At 52.4% G+C, this 17,667-nt stretch carries 19 protein-coding genes; 3 read left to right on the forward strand and 16 right to left on the reverse strand.

Annotated features, from left to right (window positions below; translation table 11 throughout):
- Positions 1-31: 31 nt before the first annotated feature.
- The 4 genes from POTG_RS20885 to yyaC all read right to left on the reverse strand — a co-directional run bounded on the left by POTG_RS20885 (position 32) and on the right by yyaC (position 3,642).
- The gene (locus tag POTG_RS20885) at positions 32-1,213 is read right to left on the reverse strand and encodes a class I SAM-dependent methyltransferase (protein ID WP_009226832.1); all 1,182 of its coding nucleotides are present in this window, start codon (positions 1,211-1,213) and stop codon (positions 32-34) included.
- Positions 1,214-1,258: 45 nt separating this feature from the next.
- Positions 1,259-1,906 (reverse strand): DUF6483 family protein, encoded by a 648-nt coding sequence (locus POTG_RS20890; protein WP_036646537.1) that lies wholly within the window; start codon positions 1,904-1,906, stop codon positions 1,259-1,261.
- 151 nt (positions 1,907-2,057) lie between these two features.
- The gene (locus POTG_RS20895) at positions 2,058-2,864 is read right to left on the reverse strand and encodes an alpha/beta fold hydrolase (RefSeq protein ID WP_009226834.1); all 807 of its coding nucleotides are present in this window, start codon (positions 2,862-2,864) and stop codon (positions 2,058-2,060) included.
- A gap of 250 nt (positions 2,865-3,114) precedes the next feature.
- Entirely contained in the window at positions 3,115-3,642 is a 528-nt protein-coding gene (yyaC, locus tag POTG_RS20900; RefSeq protein ID WP_009226835.1) for a spore protease YyaC, read from the reverse strand.
- Between the two features lie 134 nt (positions 3,643-3,776).
- Between yyaC and POTG_RS20905 the strand changes: the two genes are divergently transcribed.
- Complete coding sequence (locus tag POTG_RS20905) at positions 3,777-4,004, forward strand: DUF1128 family protein (RefSeq protein ID WP_009226836.1); 228 nt, start codon at positions 3,777-3,779, stop codon at positions 4,002-4,004.
- 24 nt (positions 4,005-4,028) lie between these two features.
- On the opposite strand, the gene POTG_RS20910 is transcribed toward POTG_RS20905, so the two are convergent.
- A complete protein-coding gene (locus POTG_RS20910) occupies positions 4,029-5,039 on the reverse strand; it encodes an asparaginase (RefSeq protein ID WP_009226837.1) in 1,011 nt (336 codons plus the stop codon).
- 187 nt (positions 5,040-5,226) lie between these two features.
- On the opposite strand from POTG_RS20910, the gene POTG_RS20915 reads away from it, so the two are divergent.
- Positions 5,227-5,445 (forward strand): hypothetical protein, encoded by a 219-nt coding sequence (locus POTG_RS20915; RefSeq protein WP_036646540.1) that lies wholly within the window; start codon positions 5,227-5,229, stop codon positions 5,443-5,445.
- Positions 5,446-5,489: 44 nt separating this feature from the next.
- On the opposite strand, the gene POTG_RS20920 is transcribed toward POTG_RS20915, so the two are convergent.
- The 7 genes from POTG_RS20920 to POTG_RS20950 all read right to left on the reverse strand — a co-directional run bounded on the left by POTG_RS20920 (position 5,490) and on the right by POTG_RS20950 (position 11,501).
- A complete protein-coding gene (locus POTG_RS20920; RefSeq protein ID WP_009226839.1) occupies positions 5,490-6,263 on the reverse strand; it encodes a sigma-70 family RNA polymerase sigma factor in 774 nt (257 codons plus the stop codon).
- Positions 6,260-6,709 (reverse strand): anti-sigma B factor RsbW, encoded by a 450-nt coding sequence (gene rsbW / locus POTG_RS20925; protein WP_009226840.1) that lies wholly within the window; start codon positions 6,707-6,709, stop codon positions 6,260-6,262. Before rsbW ends, POTG_RS20920 begins: the two co-directional genes overlap by 4 nt.
- Before the next feature lie 18 nt (positions 6,710-6,727).
- A complete protein-coding gene (locus POTG_RS20930) occupies positions 6,728-7,066 on the reverse strand; it encodes an STAS domain-containing protein (RefSeq protein ID WP_009226841.1) in 339 nt (112 codons plus the stop codon).
- 71 nt (positions 7,067-7,137) lie between these two features.
- On the reverse strand, positions 7,138-8,292 hold the full coding sequence (locus tag POTG_RS20935) for a PP2C family protein-serine/threonine phosphatase (protein WP_009226842.1): 1,155 nt from the start codon (positions 8,290-8,292) through the stop codon (positions 7,138-7,140).
- Between the two features lie 180 nt (positions 8,293-8,472).
- Positions 8,473-8,976, reverse strand: coding sequence for a DUF948 domain-containing protein (locus POTG_RS20940; protein WP_009226843.1), 504 nt, complete (start codon positions 8,974-8,976; stop codon positions 8,473-8,475).
- A 164-nt stretch (positions 8,977-9,140) separates the two neighbouring features.
- Complete coding sequence (locus POTG_RS20945; RefSeq protein WP_009226844.1) at positions 9,141-10,160, reverse strand: SH3 domain-containing C40 family peptidase; 1,020 nt, start codon at positions 10,158-10,160, stop codon at positions 9,141-9,143.
- Positions 10,161-10,631: 471 nt separating this feature from the next.
- Positions 10,632-11,501 carry a cation diffusion facilitator family transporter gene (locus POTG_RS20950; protein ID WP_036646542.1) on the reverse strand — a complete coding sequence of 290 codons (870 nt, stop codon included), beginning with the start codon at positions 11,499-11,501 and terminating at the stop codon, positions 10,632-10,634.
- A gap of 229 nt (positions 11,502-11,730) precedes the next feature.
- On the opposite strand from POTG_RS20950, the gene POTG_RS20955 reads away from it, so the two are divergent.
- Positions 11,731-11,919: a hypothetical protein gene (locus tag POTG_RS20955; RefSeq protein WP_016310846.1), complete on the forward strand. Its 189-nt coding sequence runs from the start codon at positions 11,731-11,733 to the stop codon at positions 11,917-11,919.
- A 63-nt stretch (positions 11,920-11,982) separates the two neighbouring features.
- Here the strand turns inward: POTG_RS20955 and POTG_RS20960 are convergent, their stop codons facing one another.
- The 4 genes from POTG_RS20960 to POTG_RS20975 form a co-directional block, all read right to left on the reverse strand.
- Entirely contained in the window at positions 11,983-13,614 is a 1,632-nt protein-coding gene (locus POTG_RS20960) for an ABC-F family ATP-binding cassette domain-containing protein (RefSeq protein ID WP_036646543.1), read from the reverse strand.
- A 153-nt stretch (positions 13,615-13,767) separates the two neighbouring features.
- A complete protein-coding gene (locus tag POTG_RS20965; RefSeq protein ID WP_009226848.1) occupies positions 13,768-15,843 on the reverse strand; it encodes an amylo-alpha-1,6-glucosidase in 2,076 nt (691 codons plus the stop codon).
- 24 nt (positions 15,844-15,867) lie between these two features.
- Positions 15,868-16,692, reverse strand: a complete 825-nt coding sequence (locus tag POTG_RS20970) for a carbohydrate ABC transporter permease (RefSeq protein WP_009226849.1) — start codon at positions 16,690-16,692, stop codon at positions 15,868-15,870.
- Between the two features lie 4 nt (positions 16,693-16,696).
- Complete coding sequence (locus POTG_RS20975; protein ID WP_009226850.1) at positions 16,697-17,620, reverse strand: carbohydrate ABC transporter permease; 924 nt, start codon at positions 17,618-17,620, stop codon at positions 16,697-16,699.
- Positions 17,621-17,667: the final 47 nt, after the last annotated feature.

Genomic DNA, 17,667 nt, shown 5'->3' on the forward strand with positions numbered 1-17,667 from the left:
CCGGTCGGGACACCTCCCAACCGGTTCAATTTCAGTTGCTCTTTGCCGCCTCCGGCAGCAAATCGCGGCAAGCGCGCTCCAGGTACGGATCGGCGCTTAAGAAATCGCGGAACGCCGTATACTCCCGCCAGAGCTGCGAAACGTTCCCTCCGCCCGATTTCACGGCGCGGATCAAAATGTTTTTCGGCGTATGCTCCATATCGATGAACTCCAGCAGCTGCGTTTTGTAGCCCATCACGTCCAGCAGCTTGGCCCGAATCGCATCGGTCGCCAATGCGGAGAAGCGCTCCTTCAGGATGCCATGTCCCAGCAGCGGCTGCAGCACCTCGCTTTGCACCTGGTTAAACAGCTCATGCTGACAGCAAGGCACGGACAGGATGACCGACGCACCCCAGCGCACCGCTTTCTCTAGCGCCGCATCCGTCGCCGTGTCGCAGGCGTGGAGCGTTACAACCATATCCACCGCGCTCAGCTCGTCATAGTCGGCGATGTCGCCAACAAGAAACCGCAGGTCGTCATACTGCAGTTTGCGCGCTAACCCGCTGCAGTGCTCGATGACGTCGGCTTTGAGATCCATCCCGATCACGTTCAGCTTTCTTTGCTGCTGTACGGCCAAATAGTGATACAGCGCAAACGTCAAATAGGATTTGCCGCAACCGAAATCGACGATCGTCAGCGGCCGGCCCGTCGGCAAATGAGGAAGGACGTCCTCAACCATTTCGAGGAAACGGTTGATTTGCTTGAACTTATCGTACTTTTTGGCAAGCACCTTGCCTTCCCCGTTCATGATCCCCAGCTCCACCAAAAACGGAACCGGCGTTCCTTCCTCCAGCACATATTGCTTCTTCCGATTATGGGTCAGCGTCCCCAGCGGTTTGCGTGACGGTGCTTTTTTCAGAATCGTGACCTTGAACTTCTTGCTGATCAAGACCTGATAATCGGCCTCCGCCGTGCATAGCAATCCTTGCCGGAACGTCTCCTCAAACAGCTTTGTCAGCTCGTCCGCAAATGCCGCGGCCGGGATATTTTGATGCAACACCTTGTTTGGGTAGTGGTAGGCAAATTGATAGTGTAAGCTCTTTTTGATTTCGACCGGCTTGATTTGGACTTTGGTGTATTCCGTCTCCCCCGGTCTGCGGCGGCCGCTGATCGTTGCCGTGATCAGACTGCCCTTCTCCGCCAGTTCGTTTGCGAGTTTGCGCAGTGATTCCATGTTTGATTAACAGCTGCCTTTCTGCATATTAGTCATTCCGTTTGTTCAAAACCGGGCCTCCACGTCGGCAAGCCCCTCCTCAACTTCCTCAGTCGGCAAGCCCCCAGCCGCAAGCGTATCCCGCGGAAGCGCGAGCAATCGCTGGTAAAACTCCACCGCGTCTTCTTTGGTGGCATGGCCTTCCTCCAGCAAGCGGTAGAGTGCATTTTCCGCCTGGTCGTAGCGGCCTTCACCTTCTTCCCATTGCAACACCAGCCATTCGGTGTCCGGCGGAAGACGGTAGGGCTTTAACAGCGATTGCAGCTCAGCAATAGCCGCGGGCAGATCCCAAAGGGAGCGGTCCGCACCATGCAGCGCAGCGGTCAAGTAAAGATGAAGCGACTTGATCCAACGCTTTGCCGCTTCGTCCGGCTCTCCAGAGCTCTCGTACACGTCGCCCTCTTCTTTGAGCAGACGGGACAGACTTTGGAGCTTGTCCGCCTCGATTTCTCCGCCGCTTTGAAACAGGCGTACGATGTCTTTAGCGGGCAAGTTCTCCAGCAGCTGGGAGCTCAAGCGAAACTGCCCTTTAAACAGCTCGTCGAGCGTCCATAACGCTTCGATCTTCTTTTTCTGCTGTTTGAGCATAAACACTTTTCCCAGCATTTCCGTCATTTCTTCGATCATCTTCATCAGGTAATCTCTTCGCAGCACGGACACTCCTCCTCTCGTCCCTAAGTTCAAGGCTGGCTTCCCGCCAATTCAAAAAAAGCCGTAAAACCGGAGTTTCCCATGAAATCTCCGGTTCCTTGGCCTCGGTTCGACTAGCTGATTCTTGCGAAACATTGTTTAGACTTGCTAGGTTTTACACTTCTACGGTCTTTCCCGTGACGCTGCGCATAAAATCGGCGATGACGGCTGTGAGCTGCTCCGGCGCTTCGTACATGCTCATGTGGCCCGCGCCTTTGATGACCGCCTTTGTGACGTTGGGTCCTTCGGTCGTAAACAGCCGCGCCATCGGTACGACGGTATCGTTTTCACCTGCGACCAGCAGCAGCGGTAGCGCTGTCGATTCCATCACGTCTCGGCGGTCAGGCCGCTCGCGCATCGCCAGCGCGGCTCCCGTTGCCCCTTGAGGCGGCGTCTTGTAGCCAATCTCCTTCACGCGATCCACTTCAGCTCCAAGTTTGCTGACATTGTCCGGTGCAAACAACCCCGGCACGAGCCCATCTACAAAGTGGGTGATGCCTTCGGACCGAATGCGGGAAACCGCCTGAAGCCGTTTCTCCTTGGCTTCCTCACTGTCCGGATAGCCGGTTGAATGGATCAGACCAAAGGCATTTAACCGATCTGCATACCGCTGAGCCAACGATAGGGCAGTGTAGCCTCCCATCGAATGACCAAGCAGCGTGTACTTGGTGATGCCCAATGCCTCCATCAGACCTGCGACATCGTCCGCCATTTGATCGATCGTATACGCGCCGACTGGCGCAGTTGTGGCCCCGTGGCCCCGAAGATCGGGGGCGATGACCTGATATTGTTCGGCAAGCAGCGGCTGAACCTTCTCCCAGTAAGCGGAGCTGCCGCAAAAACCGTGCAGCAAAACTACTGTTTCGCCCTGTCCTTGTTGTTCATAGGCGATCGTTGTTCCGTTAACTGTTACTTTGTCCATTACGCTACCCACTTTCATCTCAATTTTTAGAGGTTGTTCAAAAAGTTATCTTTGGATCACGATGTAAACCATGAAACGCATTCGACATCGAATCTTGAATTCAGCCGGTCGCTCCGTTGCTCACTTAGATTCTATCTACGCTCCGCTACTCACTCCCTAGCTTCATCCAACCTTCTCGGTACTCCAAACCTAACTTTTTGAACTCTTATTTGAACTGGTTGTTCAAAAAGTCATCTTCGGATCCAACCCTTCACCGAAATGCCGATGCCGCAGCGCCCGCGATTTCATCGGCCATTTGCATGACCTTGTATAGCGAGGTCATCTGCAGCGTCCAATAGGGCTTGGGGCCGTTGACGTTAACGACTGCGGCAATGCTGTAATGCCCGACCTCCGGCAAGCTGGCCCCGACGGATTGAGCCGGTTGCAAAGGCTGGCTGGACACGAGGTACGTTCCCACGGAATCGGCCATGCCCAGGCAGGCATCGATGGCGATGATCACGCGGCCCTCGGGGATTTCGGCCATGCGCCTCTCCAGATTGGTGGCGTCACACGGCTCGCGGAGCGTCCCGATGACGTGCTCAAATCCCAGCTCGGTCAGCTTCGTTCCCACCAACGGCCCCAGTGCGTCTCCCGTCGACCGGTCCGTACCGATGCATAGAAAGGTAACGTCCTCACGAAGATGCCGGGCACGAATGTCTGCAAAAAAAGCCGCCAGCTCCCCGCCGTTCAGCTTCCTCCGGTTTACTCCCGCTGCCGGCCATTCCTTCTGTTCCTGCATGACCTAGACACGCTCCCTCCCGGTATTTCGTAACCTGATTGTAACGCATTCGGACGCCGGACCGCAAAATTTCATGAACCGCTTCCCTCGTGGTACAATAGCTAATAACCCATAAATCGGAAGGATGAAAACTTATGGATCTATCCATCAAGAGCAAGGAAAATATCGAGTTCATGATCGAAGCGATCAAAAGCAAGTTGAAAATGGCCTCCGCAGCGGCGATGTCGGCGTCCGCATTCCACGTTAACCAATATGATGATATCCGCGATGTTTATGACATCGTCATGAGCAAAGAGCGGCTTAGCATCTCCGAAGTTGAAGCGCTCGCCCAAGAGCTGGGGAGACTGCGGAATAAAGCCTAACCGGCAAGCTGCTCTAAGTCAGAGTTAGCGTTCCAGCTGAAACGCGATTTCGGCTTGCCCTACTTCCCAGCCCTCATCGTTCTTGATCGAAGACGGGAATGCTTCGCGGAGCTTCTGCAGCGTTCCCTCGTTTTCGTATCCGAGCTGCTCCAGCACGGATAAAGCGATCATTCCCCACTCCTCCTCGGAGCCGTCCTGAATTTTAAACGTGATCCCTAGGCGCTCGCGGCGCAGAGCAAACGCATAAACCCCTTTAAAACCGCCTTTGGCCACGATATTCGGATCGCCCAGCAGGATCGAATCGATCCGCCCGGTGCCGGCAACCAGCAAGGGTTGGCGGTTCATAGCGCCGGTAATGACTCTGACCGCCTCAGCGGTAGCCGAATCCTCGATCAAATCCGGACATGCCAGCTTCAAATAGGCGGAAGCCAAAGCGGATAACGGGAGGGCGAAAACAGGAAAACCGCAGCCATCCGTCCCCAGCGAAATCTGCGCTTCCGGAATCCCCGCCAAGCCGGCCAGCGTCACCAAGATTTCCTTCTGAACCGGATGCTCCGGATGATTATAGCTTTCCAGCGGGTATCCTTTCATTTTGCAATAGGCGAGAACGCCTAAATGTTTGCCCGAGCAATTATGGTAGATTCGACGGTACGTTCCGCCTTGTCGAAGCAGCTGTTCCTTGGCGACCCGATCCAGTGGCAGGCTGGGGGCGCATACGAGCCGTTCTTCCGTAAGCCCCGTCTTCTCCAGCAGTCGATTGAGCGTCTCGACGTGGATCTCCTCGGCCCGATGCGAAGCGGCCATGATGGCAATCTCCTCGTCCGTTAGACCATAAGCCTCCTTCATCCCGGCGCGAATCCCCGGAATCGCCTGAATCGGCTTGGCCGCAGAGCGGGTAAATACGGTGGCTCGGGGATTCCCTGCCTGCCCCACAATGTTCCCTTGTTCATCAACGACGCAAATATGACCATAGTGGGCGCATTCCAGCAGCCCCCCGCGATATTCATTAACCAGCAAAGCTTCGTTATAGTTCATCTCATGTTCTCTCCTTAACCTGATCCATTCCCTGCTCATTTTGCTCCATTCCTACACAGTATAGTACTTTGGAAGCCCGCTGGCTATAGAACGTCCTGCAAGAATCAAGAGAGCGCCAGGTATACGATATATGGCCGTTTGTGCAAACTATTTACGGTTTCATACGAGAACAAAGGAGGAATCGTCCATGACCCAACCCGAGGACCTGCAGGAGCAGTATGTCGCGGGGCAAATCCGTGCTGCCCAAGCCGGCGCATATCCCGAGCATAAAGATATCGAAGAAGCGGAGAACGGATCCATGGTGAATGACATGGAGGATTTGATTCAGTTGGGAGAAGACATGGAGGCGATGCAAACGAACCGGGAAGACAAGAAGGACGGCTTGCTGCCCGATCCCGGGCAATAGACATAACCAAAAAAAGCGCTGCCCCCAATCCCCAGGCAACGCATTTAAGTGGTGTTCATATGATTCATGATTTGCTTCAGCCGTTCGGTCGCTCGCTTCTGAATGCGGGATACACTCATCTGAGAGATGCCCAGCTTCCGGGCAATGGCCCTTTGGGATTGCCCCTCCTGATAGGCCATCAGCAAAACCTGCTGCTCTTGCGCCTTCAATTGTCCCAGCGCTTGTTGCAAATCCATCCGGTTCTCAAGCGCATCGTAATCATCTGCATCCGCGCTGATCACTTCGCCCAGCGTTACGGCGCTTTCATCCGGTGATAAGGGCGAATCCAGGGACACGTAATGATAACAATCCCGGCCGGCCAGCACCTCAACCGTTTCTTCAACCGAGAGCTCCAGATACTCCGCGATCTCCTGCACATTGGGAGATCGCTCCAGCTTCAGCGTCAGCTCATCGATCGCCTGCTGAACCAGCGCTCCCTTTTCCTTAATTCGCCGCGGCACTTGAATATACCAAGACTTGTCACGCAAATAATTTTTCATATGCCCGATCATACTCTTCATCGCATACGGTTCAAACGGAATACCCAGATCGCTGTCATACTGCTGCAGCAAACGAACCAATGCCATTTCGCCCACCTGGTACAGGTCTTCGTACAAATCCGGCCGATTTCGGGCGATTTTGCCGGCGGCCATTTTGACCATCGAATCGTATTTCTGGATTAACTGCGTGGCGATCTCATTGTCCCTGGTTTGCTGGTACTGCTGAATGAGGCGGGTAGATTCCTGAAATGACGCTTGGGGAGCCGCACGATCAGTCATACCTTCTCCTCACTCCTCTGGAGTCGGCGGACCATCGTCACCCTCGTTCCTTTTCCGGATTGCGTTTCCACGCGGACGTCGTCCATGAGCGCCTGCATCAGATAGAAGCCTAATCCGCCAATCGGAGCCTCACTCAACTCTTTTTCGTGCAGAGTCACGCCTCCAGCCTGTCGCCACGGTTTAAAGCTCTCCCCTTCATCTTTGACCGTAATCGACAAAGCATCGGTTAAGATCTCAAACGTGATCTCCATTTTGCCGGCATCCTGCTTGTACGCATATAACACGGTATTGTTGCATGCTTCGGATACCGCCACCTTCATGTCTTCGATTTCCTCATACGAAAATCCCATTTTCGATGCGATACCGTAAAGATTCAGCCTTACAATATCCACATATTCGGCTGTCGCCGGAAGGCTGATGACAATTCTCTCTGTTTCCTCTACCATTAAGACTCGATCCTTTCCTTATTGGGAGTTCTTCTGCTCCGCGAAAAACTTAGCGATCCCAGTCATTTCAAACAGCTTCCGGATATGGTCCGGTACTTCCTGCACGTAAAAACTCGAGTTCATCCCTTGCCTAGCCTTTAAGATGGACAGAAAAATTCCGATTCCGGTGCTGTCGATGTATTTCAATTCCTTCAGATTCAGGACTAAATCCGCGTCATCGATGCCAACCAGCGGGTCCATCACCTTACGGAAGTCTGGCGCTGCAGACAAGTCCAGCTCACCGCGCAGCGATACGGTACAAACTCCGTTTTCCCGTTGTGTTGTGGTGGAAAATTTCAAACTTTTTCTTGTATTCATGAAATACTCTCCCTGGAATAGGTTTTCTTAATACAACATAACCCAGCTTGTCCACTGCTGAATCAAGGGGATCATTTGAACGAGATCCATACCAGACATTTATCGTCTTCTCTGTTCAGCGGGACGGCATCTTCGAAGAACAACCGGCTCATCATCTCGCGGTCGAAGTGATGGCTGCAGGTATTTAACTGCTCCTCCAGCCACGCCTGACGTGCCTCTAAGGAATCCTCCTGTCCATCCATCAACCCGTCGGTGTAGAGGACGAGATGGCCTGGTCCTTCGTAATGTAGAATCTGCGGATGCGTTTCGATTCCATGAAACAAGCCTACGGGCGGCCCCACTTGATCCAAACGAACGGGTTGCTTATTGTTCGTGTACAGGAGGGCAGGCGGATGTCCGGCATTCACGTATTCGATCACTTTGCGCCGGGTATCCACCACAAGATAGATGGCGGTGAAATAATATTGAATCAATTTGCTTTCGATATGCAGCTGGATAAAGCGACGGTTTAACTCTTCAATAACCAGCTTCGGTTCCACATAGGTAAACACGGTATCTTTGAGAACAGAGGAGATGAACATACAGAAGAGGGAAGAAGAAATGCCGTGACCCATCATATCCAGCAGGATCACCGCATACTTCCCCTCACCAAGCGAGTACCAGGAGTACAAATCTCCTGCCAATTCATAGGAAGGCTTGTATAGGGCATCGATTTCGACCTCCGAATCATGGATCGGGGGGCTAAGGACAGCGTTTTGAACAAGCGACGCAAGCTTCAATTCCTCCTGGATGCGCTGATCCCGGTTACGGTGCCAGTCCTTCTCCAGCTTCAGCCGCAGAGCCAGGCGAATCCGCGCCATCAGCTCCACCTTGTTGATCGGTTTCGTCACATAATCCACAGCTCCGGCATCCAACGCTTCCGCCAGCTTGTGGGAATCCCCAACGGCCGTGACTACGATAATGGGAATCTCCTTCAGATGCTCGGAGCGCTGCAAAATCCGACAAGCCTGAATCCCGTCCATCTCCGGCATCATCATATCCAGCAGGATCAAATCCACATCGGATGGCCCGCTTTCTTCAACCGCATCCAAATTTTTGACGCCGAGCCGCTCGAACATGTCCCGGGCCGAAGTTACGGTGACTGTGTTGCGGTAGTTTTCCTTCTTTAAAATCTCACGAATGATCATGGTATTTGTCGGATTGTCGTCAACGATCAATATTCGCATCATAATCTCCTTATCCAATGAGACTTAGAAGTGCTATACGAATCATAGTGAAAAAAGAAGGAACGGGGCGCTTTCCCGTTCCTTCTCGATTCACAATGCGGGCAAGGCTTGAGTAACATAGTACATTACCCAGTCCATCTTTGGTTGAAACGGCAAATGGAATGGCCGCTTCACGTCCGCTTAACTCCGATACTTCTGCCAGACATCGGCGGCGACATCCACCCATTTGACCCAATTCGCCGATTTACGATTCGTTTCTTGCTCCGGCTGCTCTCCTTCAGCTTGCAGCGGCTGGAGTGAAGGTACAGAAGTTGCCGGGGCCGGAGATGCCGGAGCTTTACGCTTGGCCGACAGCGGACGGCTGGCGATACGGCGGGCAAGGGCTGCCGAAACCTGCTTTGTTGCCAACGTCACTTCACTTAGCACTTCCCCCGCATGTTTAACCGATTCCATCAGCGGGTCAATCTGCTTCATTTTGTGCTGGATATCGCTGGTCAGTTCATTCGCTTGCCGGACGACCTGCCGGACGTCGCTGCCCAACTCATCGATCGTTTTTTGTACGTCCTTCAATGTTTCGGTGGTTGTCTTCAGCGAATGCTCCGCCGCTTTCAGCGTTTTGACCAAATAAACGACAAGCACCACAAAAGCCGCCGCAGCCACCGCCACGCTGATCTCCCAAATCATACCTTGTTCCTCGCTTTCCGTCCTTGGGCGTTCACCCGTCTTTCCTTAACTATACACGAAAATGGGCGGAAGTGTGCGAAGAACCGTAATTCTATCGACCTTAAATCGAAAAAGCCGCTTGGCCTCCTCCATCCCAAGAACGGGGCCAAACGGCATGATTAGATTTATTTCAGGACGCTGCCGCCAAACATAAAGCGGTAAACCCAGGAGCCGTCGAGCTTGTCGACGATAACCCCGCCGGATTCATTGGAATACGTGTGCAGGAGCTGGCCGTTGCCAAGATAGATCGCGACGTGGGTAATCCGCTGGCTTTGCTTGTCGATTCCCTGGTAGGACTTGGCCGAAGAGCCTTTATAGCTCATGAAGAAGACCAGATCGCCGCGCTTCAATTGATCGATGCGATATACGGCCGTTCCATTGCTCTTTATGTAATCCCCTTGCTTGCGGGAATCCGCAGGAAGCGTAATGCCCAAGGCATCCTTATAGGCTTGTCTTACGAAATCAGAGCAATCAAACGTATTCGTATTGCTGCGGCTGGAGCCGTACTCGTACGGAGTGCCGAGGTATTTCATACCGGCCTGAATCACCTGCTCGATTTGCTGGCTAATCCCACTGGAAGGAGCGGGAGTTGGTGTTGGCTGCGGCGTGCTGGATTGTCCGCCAATTTCCAAATATTTATCTATCGTACTAACGTAACCAATCGTCCCGTCGTTCGTCTGTACTTTATAGAAATGCTCATTGCTTTGCTCGAGAATCGTTAATGTGGTACCTTTGCGAAGCATCGTGATGACGTTGCCCGAGGTGGACGGTTGATCGCGCAGGTTGACGCCGTACGTCACCGTTGCCGGCAAATTAAGCAAAGGTTGGGAAGGAGCGGTGTTCACGGCTTCCAGTTGAATGTACTTTTCGTTCGAACTGACGTAACCTATGCTCCCATCTTCGGTTTTCACTAGATAGAAATATTTATTGCTTTGATCCAATACGGTGACTTCGGAGCCCTTTTTGAGAAAACCAATCACTTTACCCGAAAGGGAAGGTTGGTCACGGAAATTGACTCCGCCGACAATATGGCCTTTGGTGATCGATTGTGAGGTTGCAGTTGCGGCTGATGCCTGATGAGGAACAGCTGTATAAGTAGAGAGAAGAATGGCACTCAATAATGTGATCGCTACGCTTCGTTTCATGGGTGTTATCCTGCCTCCTAATGTAATAAATCTAGTTGTTAGCCTGCGTTCCAATCCTCCTTTCTTTGGTCTTGCACCCATTATAGCGATTGTCGAAATTAGTCTAAATCGGTCGAAGATCACTTTATAGGAAAGCGCATTCAAAGACAATGGCCCTAGTTTTTACATGTTGAAATTAGAGACACGCGACCTATAAAATCCGGTCGAATGTAACCTATGTAAACACCTCCCGGGCAATAGCACTGGATTTCTGCAACAAAAGTACCCGATTTCGCATGCAACTGCATCAATTTCATAATAATTCCAATTTATCCAATTTACCTATTTTTTAGGGACAATCGCCTATTTTTTAGCCAAAAAAACCCGAACAGCGGGCTTGGTAAATGTTACCTTAGGCCTGTCCATTCGGGCATGATTTGCCTTGATCCTGATTCTTCGATCATCCTTATGACTTCCCGTCCAAATCGAGTCCTATCTTTCTTTAGGTTCAACATGGACGTGAACATGCATGACGTTTTGCTTCCTTCTCATCCGTTCCTCAACCCAGTCGCTGATCTCATGGCTTTCGATAACCGTCAACTGCGGATCCACTTCAATCACGACATCGACCAGCACATGGTTGCCGTGAACCCGGGCCTTTAAGTCCTTGATCCCTTCCACGCCTTGGGTCCGGGCAATGGTGCTGCGCAGGTCGCCCAGCTCCCTTTCATCAAATCCATCGGTCAGATTATGCGTCGACTGGCGGAAAATATCCCAGGCGGTTTTGCAAATAAGCAAGCCTACCGCAATCGCGGCAACCACGTCCAGCCACGGCAGCCCGAATTGAGCCCCGATAATCCCAACCGCTGCGCCCGCACTCACCAGCGCATCCGACAAATTATCCTTGGCCGCCGCCATAAGCGCCTGATTGTTAATTTGTTTGGCCAGTCTCCGATTATAGACATAAACCCCGCCCATCGCCAGAGCACAAACGATAGCAACCGCAGCCGACAGGATGTCAGGCTCGTTATGCACACCTTCAACCAACGACCAAACCGCGCCAAAGATGACTTGAATACCGACCATCGCCATAATAAATGAAGCTACTAATGCAGCAATCGTTTCCGCACGGAAATGGCCGTAAGCATGGTCGGAGTCCGGCGGCTTCTGTGAGATTTTAAGTCCAATCAGCACCGCCACCGAGGCCACGATATCCGTAAGGTTGTTAAACCCGTCGGCAAGCAGCGCGCTTGAATCAAACACAAACCCGCTGATCAATTTAAAAGCGGACAGCAGTAAATAAGCGGCAATGCTTACCCAAGCCCCGCGTTCCCCTTTGCGTATATCGTCGTAAATATCCAAGCCCCGCACCTCCAGACTTCTCCCCGAAGCCAATAACCTACTTCTTCAAACTCTCATTTCTAAAACATCAGAAGCGTTTAATCATCGTAGCAAATCAACCCCGTGTAAGTCTAGAGAAACAGTGTTGCCCCCGGGAAAAGCAAGCCTTCATCATTATTCCCGTTGTACGCGCATTTAAAAACGTATAAAATAGGGACACCCCCTTTCCAATGTCAAGGAGATGATCAGCGTGACGGAAAATGAAGAACCACGTAAAATCGATTTGGCCGAAGCGATGCGCCAAAAACTGCAACAGAAAAAGCAGCAGCAGCAAAACGGCAACAAACCGGGATTGAAAGACAGTTTTCAAACCAAAACACTGAAGAGCCAAAATAATAAGAAACCGAACAACCAGCGCCGCCGGACGGGCGGCTCGTAAGAATCAGCGCAAAAAGCCGCACGCAGCAGTTCCGAAGAACTGCCCGTGCGGCTTTTGGGTTATTTATTTTACTTCTTCCGGATACATCGATTTCCGCAGATTTTGAATCTCTTCGCTCTCCAGATATTCGTCGTATGTCATAACGCGATCAATGATGCCGTTTGGCGTAATTTCAATGATGCGGTTGGCGATCGTTTGGATGAACTGATGGTCATGCGACGTGAAGAGGATCGTGCCATCAAAGTCGATCAACCCGTTGTTGAGCGCCGTAATCGATTCAAGATCGAGGTGGTTGGTCGGCTCGTCAAACAACAGCACGTTTGCGCCGTTCAGCATCATTTTGGCCAGCATGCAGCGAACCTTCTCGCCCCCGGACAATACGCTCGCTTTCTTCAGCGCTTCTTCGCCGGAGAATAGCATCCGTCCAAGGAAGCCGCGCAGGAACGTTTCGTCCTGATCCTTCGGCGAATATTGGCGCAGCCATTCCACCAGATTCAGGTCCACCCCATCGAAATAACGGGAGTTGTCCTTCGGAAAATACGCCTGCGAAGTTGTAATCCCCCAGCTGTATTCCCCGCTGTCGGCTTCCAACTCGCCCATGACGATTTGGAACAACGTTGTTTTCGGCACGCTGTTGGGTCCGACGAAGGCGATTTTGTCGCCTTTGTTTACGACGAAGCTGACGTTATCCAAGACCTTTTCGCCTTCGATCGTTTTGGTCAGCCCGTCCACGGTCAGCAGCTGCTTGCCCGCTTCACGCTCTGCCTTGAAGTGCAGGAACGGATATTTCCGGTTGGACGGACGGATGTCCTCCAGCGTAATTTTCTCGAGCTGCTTCTTCCGCGAGGTCGCTTGCTTCGATTTCGAAGCGTTCGCCGAGAAACGTTGAATAAAGGCTTGCAGCTCCTTGATCTTCTCTTCCTTCTTCTTGTTGGCGTCCCGCTGCATTTGCAGCGCCAACTGGCTGGATTCGTACCAGAAGTCGTAGTTGCCGACGTACAACTGGATTTTACCGAAGTCGATATCCGCGATATGCGTACATACCTTATTCAGGAAGTGACGGTCATGGGATACGACGATAACGGTGCCTTCGTAGTCCATCAGGAAGTTCTCCAGCCACTGGATCGATTCGAGGTCCAAGTGGTTCGTTGGTTCGTCCAGGAGCAGGTTATTCGGGCGACCAAACAACGCTTGCGCCAACAGCACGCGCACCTTCTCGTTGCCGCTCAGCTCGGCCATCTTCTTATCGTGCAGCTCGCGTGGAATGCCAAGGCCAATCAGCAGCGCCGCTGCATCCGACTCGGCTTCCCAGCCGTTCAACTCAGCGAATTCGCCCTCCAGTTCGCCTGCACGCAGGCCGTCCTCTTCGGAGAAATCGGGTTTGGCGTACAGCGCATCCTTCTCTTTCATAATCGAATACAACCGGCCGTGACCCATGATCACCGTTTCCAGCACGGGGTACTCGTCGTATTCATAGTGGTTCTGCTTGAGGACCGCTAAACGTTCGCCCGGCGTCATAAACACTTCGCCTTGGTTGGGCTCGATCTCGCCGGAGAGAATTTTCAGGAACGTCGACTTGCCCGCCCCGTTGGCCCCGATCAAACCGTAGCAGTTGCCGGGGGTGAATTTTATATTTACATCTTCGAAAAGTGTCCGTTTTCCATACCGGAGCGTCACACCGTTAGTACTGATCATGTTAGGCATTACCATCCTTTTTTTCATTATCGAACTACTGGCTCAATATTATAGCATACATTAGCCCTTAAGTTGAGCATTGTCAGGATATTGCAGGCTTTGGGCAAAAAAATACCTCCAACCTTCCCAAAGGAAGGTCAGAGGTAGGAGAGCTTATTCAACCACGGTATAACCTGTGGTGTTCTCCAGAATCTCGACGGAGAAGGTGCTGCCGTCCGCGTTCCGCGTAACGCGAACCGACAAGTGCCCGCCGCCGATCGCGATATGCGTTGCCTCCAGCTGGTTCATGCCTTGCACAAGGAACGGCGACAATGCGATTTCCCGGCGGAGCGCATCGGGGTACAGCCCCAGCATCGCCTGCAGGAAGACGATCGATGTGCCGGCCGCCCAAGCTTGCGGCGAGCAGGTCGTCGGGTACGGAACCGGATGGCCCAGACCCGCGTCATGACCGCAGAACAGCTCCGGCAAGCGCTGGTACTCGAAATGCACCGAAGCGTTCAGCAATCCCGAGATAACTTGCTCCGCCTCCTGCTTGAAGCCGAGCTTGCCAAGGCCAAGCAAGATCATGGCGTTGTCATGCGGCCATACGCTGCCGTTATGATAACTCATCGGGTAATAGCCGGTAGATTCCGTACTCATCGTCCGAATGCCGTACCCGTTAAACATATCCGGCTTCATCATCCGCCCGGCCTGCGCCTTGGCGCGAGAAGCCTCGGGCATTCCGCTCATCAGCAGATGCCCCGGATTCGAACTGACGCTGCGGACTTGGCGCAAATCTTTGTCCAAGGCGATCGCGTAGCATTGCTCGTCCTCCATCCAGAAAGCCGACTCGAACCGCGCTTTCAGTTCTTCCGCTTCCGCCTCCAGCCGGCGGGCCGTCTCCGGCTCACCCATCAGCTCGAACAGCGGCGCCAGCGAATGCTTCGCCTGGTAGACGTACCCTTGCACCTCAGCCAGCGCAATTGGCGAATCCGCGTAAGCTCCGTGTTCATGCATAATCGAATTGGCGGAATCCTTCCAGCCCTGGTTCGGGAAGCCTTTGTCCGCTTCCTGCTTATAAGCCATAAACCCTGAGCCCGACTGCATGGACGCATCGATATAAGCCAATGCGCGCATTATGTTCGGCCGCAACTCCTCCACCAAAGCGAGGTCGCCGGTCCAACGGTAGTATTCGCCGATCAAAACAAGGAACAACGGTGTTGAATCGATCGTGCCGTAGTACGGGGAGAACGGCGATTGTTTCGTGGTCACCAGCTCGCCGAAGCGGATCTCGTGCATGATTTTGCCCGGCTGTTCGTCTCGCCACGGGTCGACCTGCTCCCCCTGATAGGCCGCTAACGTTCTTAACGTTCCCACGGCGTGCCGAGGGTTAATCGGGAGCATGAAGAGCGAGGTGATCAAGCTGTCCCGGCCAAACGGAACAGCAAACCAAGGCAGTCCCGCAACCGTCGTCTCACCGTAGCCGATATCCGTCGTCAACATACGCAAGTCCTGTACCCCGCGCCGGTACAATTCGTTAAATACCGGGGAATCGGAAGCGATACGGGTGTTGTCCGCATACCAAGCTTCGTACGACTGCTCCAGCCGCTGCAGCCCTTCATCAAAACTAAGCGGCGTGTCCGCTGGAAGCAGCTTGTCCGCCATCGGGACAACTTGAAACGTAACTTGCCATGTCTCTTGGATCTTCAAGGACAATGGGAACGTAACCGTCCCGCCGTCATCCGCCCATCCGCCTTTAGCGTCCCAGGCGATCCTCGTTTGTCTTGTTTCCTGATCTGCTCCAAGATACCGGAACGTCATATTCTGATCCCCGACGACAACTCCTTCCACCTTGCCAACTTCCCCCGTGCGGTATTTGCGAACCAGGAACATGTCTTGAAAGTCCGCATCGAACGAAACGGATACATCAAAGGCGATCTCCCGTGGAAAATAATTCGTCAAGGCAATGCGTTCATAAAGTCTGCCATTATAGATGAAGCGGTCGCGTGTAACTTCAATCGCTCCGTCATCCTTGGCTTCCTTGATAAGCCGGAAGCTGGCTACATAACTTTTGTCGCCTGCGGAAGACAGAAGCACGGGCTTCCCGCCGTCCACCTCCAGCTCAAAGCGGCTTAAGAAGCGCGTATCCTGCGCGTATAATCCAAATCCCTGCTCATTGTGCCGGCCAATGTCGCCGTTCAGCCCAGAGAGCATAAACAGCTCCCCTTCTTTGATTACGCGGTAATCCATCGTTAGCCTCCTTAAGTTGTGATATCAACCTTTAATGCCGGCGTTTGAGATGCCCTCGATGTACTGCCGCTGGAACAGGAAGAAGAAGAGGATAATCGGCAGCGTCGACAATACGACGCCGGCCATAATCAGCGACGTATTTTCGAAGAATTGGTCCTTCACACTGTTCAGACCTACGACAAGCACGTACATATCCGGCTTATTCGTCAAAGTACTCGGAATCAGATAACTGTTCCAGGTTCCGGCAAATGCCAAAATCGCCATCGTAATCAGCGACGAACGGGCAAGCGGATAAACAATCTTCCAGAAGGCGCCCATCTTGGTCAGACCGTCAATCCGGGCCGCCTCCAAAAATTCGTTCGGCACCGAAATAAAGAACTGACGGAGCATAAAAATATACAGTCCCTGATACAGGAACGGGATGGTCAAAGCCCAAAACGTGTTGAGCCAGCCCAACTGAGCCATGTTGACATAGACCGGGATCAAGATCATATGGTAAGGCACCATCATCGTCGCGACCACGATCCAATAAATGACCGATTTCCCCCGGAAATTCAGCTTGGCCAGTGCAAAGCCTGCCATCGGGTTAATGACCATGTTCCCAAGCACCACCACACCGGTCATGATGATCGTGTTCAGAAACCAGCGCGGTACATTGTAAGCTTCATTCGTAAAAAACAGTTTGAAGTTATCCAGCGTCCAGTTTGCCGGCGAAGTGAGTGTATTCACGAAACGCATCGGCAATACGGAGGAATACAACGTATAAATAAAAGGGATGGCAAACAGAAGCCCCAGAACGATCATGCCGAGGTAAAGGAACGGCCGACCTATGCGCGTACGGCTTTTCATGTTCTCACTCCTTCACGTCCAGGAATTTTTTTTGCAGGTACGTAATCAGCATAATGATGATAAAGAACAGGACAACGGCCGCACTTCCGTACCCGATGTTCATGTAACGGATCCCGTGTTGGTAGAAGTAGGTGACGACCGTACTAGTTGCTCCAGCCGGAGTTCCCAGCGCCCCGTACCTAGAAATGGCGGCGATTTGGTCATAGATTTGAAATCCGGCGATCGTAGACACGGAGACGATAAAGAACGTGACCGCCTTCAACGAAGGCACCGTAATATAGCGGAATTTATTCCACTTCGAGGCGCCGTCGATCTCGCTTGCTTCGTACAAGTCTTTGGGAATTTCCTGCAGGCCGGACAAATAGACGATCATCGTAAACCCGGCTTGCTGGAAGATAAACAGAATGCATACAAACAGCAGCGCGTACTTCGTATCGGCGTACCAGGTAACATTGCCGAATCCCAGCGTGCCGAAGAAATTCGTCAGGAACGTCCCTTGCTTAAACAGCATCATAAAGACGGTGGTAATCGCAATTTGCGAAGTGATGTAGGGTAAGAAAAAGACCGTCCGGAAGATGCCCTTGCCCTTGAGCTTCTGGTTAACGAGCAATGCGAGAAACAAGCCCAGTATCGTTTGCAACGGGATCGAAACCACCACGATCTCCAGGGAATGGAGCAGGGCACGGAAGAACTCCCGGTCATGAAGAATTTCAATATAATTGCTTAACCCGATAAACTTGGCTTGATCCAGCGAGGCAAAGTTGGCATCCTGAAAGCTTCTGACAAAAGACTGAATGAAAGGATATAAAAACCACCAGGCCCATAAAAGCAAAAAAGGCAGGGTAAACAACCAGCCTAATGTCAGATCCGAATCGGCGATGGAACGAAACACGGATTGCCGATTTTTATTGTTTTTCACGGGTAACACCTCGTTTCTGCTTTCTTGCGGATAAAGTAAAAAAGGTACCGCTCTCT

This window comes from Paenibacillus sp. oral taxon 786 str. D14 (assembly GCF_000159955.1).
In the GTDB taxonomy this organism is placed as follows: Bacteria; Bacillota; Bacilli; order Paenibacillales; family Paenibacillaceae; genus Fontibacillus; species Fontibacillus phoenicis.

Excerpts from the sequence above, each read along its gene's own strand:
- POTG_RS20915 (WP_036646540.1), top strand. The coding sequence starts at position 5,227 with ATGACCCAACCCGAGGACCTGCAGGAGCAGTATGTCGCGGGGCAAATC.
- POTG_RS20960 (WP_036646543.1), bottom strand. The coding sequence starts at position 13,614 with ATGATCAGTACTAACGGTGTGACGCTCCGGTATGGAAAACGGACACTT.
- POTG_RS20935 (WP_009226842.1), bottom strand. The coding sequence starts at position 8,292 with ATGCGAATATTGATCGTTGACGACAATCCGACAAATACCATGATCATT.
- POTG_RS20910 (WP_009226837.1), bottom strand. The coding sequence starts at position 5,039 with ATGAACTATAACGAAGCTTTGCTGGTTAATGAATATCGCGGGGGGCTG.
- POTG_RS20965 (WP_009226848.1), bottom strand. The coding sequence starts at position 15,843 with ATGGATTACCGCGTAATCAAAGAAGGGGAGCTGTTTATGCTCTCTGGG.
- POTG_RS20945 (WP_009226844.1), bottom strand. The coding sequence starts at position 10,160 with ATGAAACGAAGCGTAGCGATCACATTATTGAGTGCCATTCTTCTCTCT.
- yyaC (WP_009226835.1), bottom strand. The coding sequence starts at position 3,642 with ATGCAGGAACAGAAGGAATGGCCGGCAGCGGGAGTAAACCGGAGGAAG.
- POTG_RS20940 (WP_009226843.1), bottom strand. The coding sequence starts at position 8,976 with ATGATTTGGGAGATCAGCGTGGCGGTGGCTGCGGCGGCTTTTGTGGTG.
- POTG_RS20895 (WP_009226834.1), bottom strand. The coding sequence starts at position 2,864 with ATGGACAAAGTAACAGTTAACGGAACAACGATCGCCTATGAACAACAA.
- POTG_RS20885 (WP_009226832.1), bottom strand. The coding sequence starts at position 1,213 with ATGGAATCACTGCGCAAACTCGCAAACGAACTGGCGGAGAAGGGCAGT.
- POTG_RS20930 (WP_009226841.1), bottom strand. The coding sequence starts at position 7,066 with ATGAATACAAGAAAAAGTTTGAAATTTTCCACCACAACACAACGGGAA.
- POTG_RS20970 (WP_009226849.1), bottom strand. The coding sequence starts at position 16,692 with ATGAAAAGCCGTACGCGCATAGGTCGGCCGTTCCTTTACCTCGGCATG.
- POTG_RS20920 (WP_009226839.1), bottom strand. The coding sequence starts at position 6,263 with ATGACTGATCGTGCGGCTCCCCAAGCGTCATTTCAGGAATCTACCCGC.
- POTG_RS20905 (WP_009226836.1), top strand. The coding sequence starts at position 3,777 with ATGGATCTATCCATCAAGAGCAAGGAAAATATCGAGTTCATGATCGAA.
- rsbW (WP_009226840.1), bottom strand. The coding sequence starts at position 6,709 with ATGGTAGAGGAAACAGAGAGAATTGTCATCAGCCTTCCGGCGACAGCC.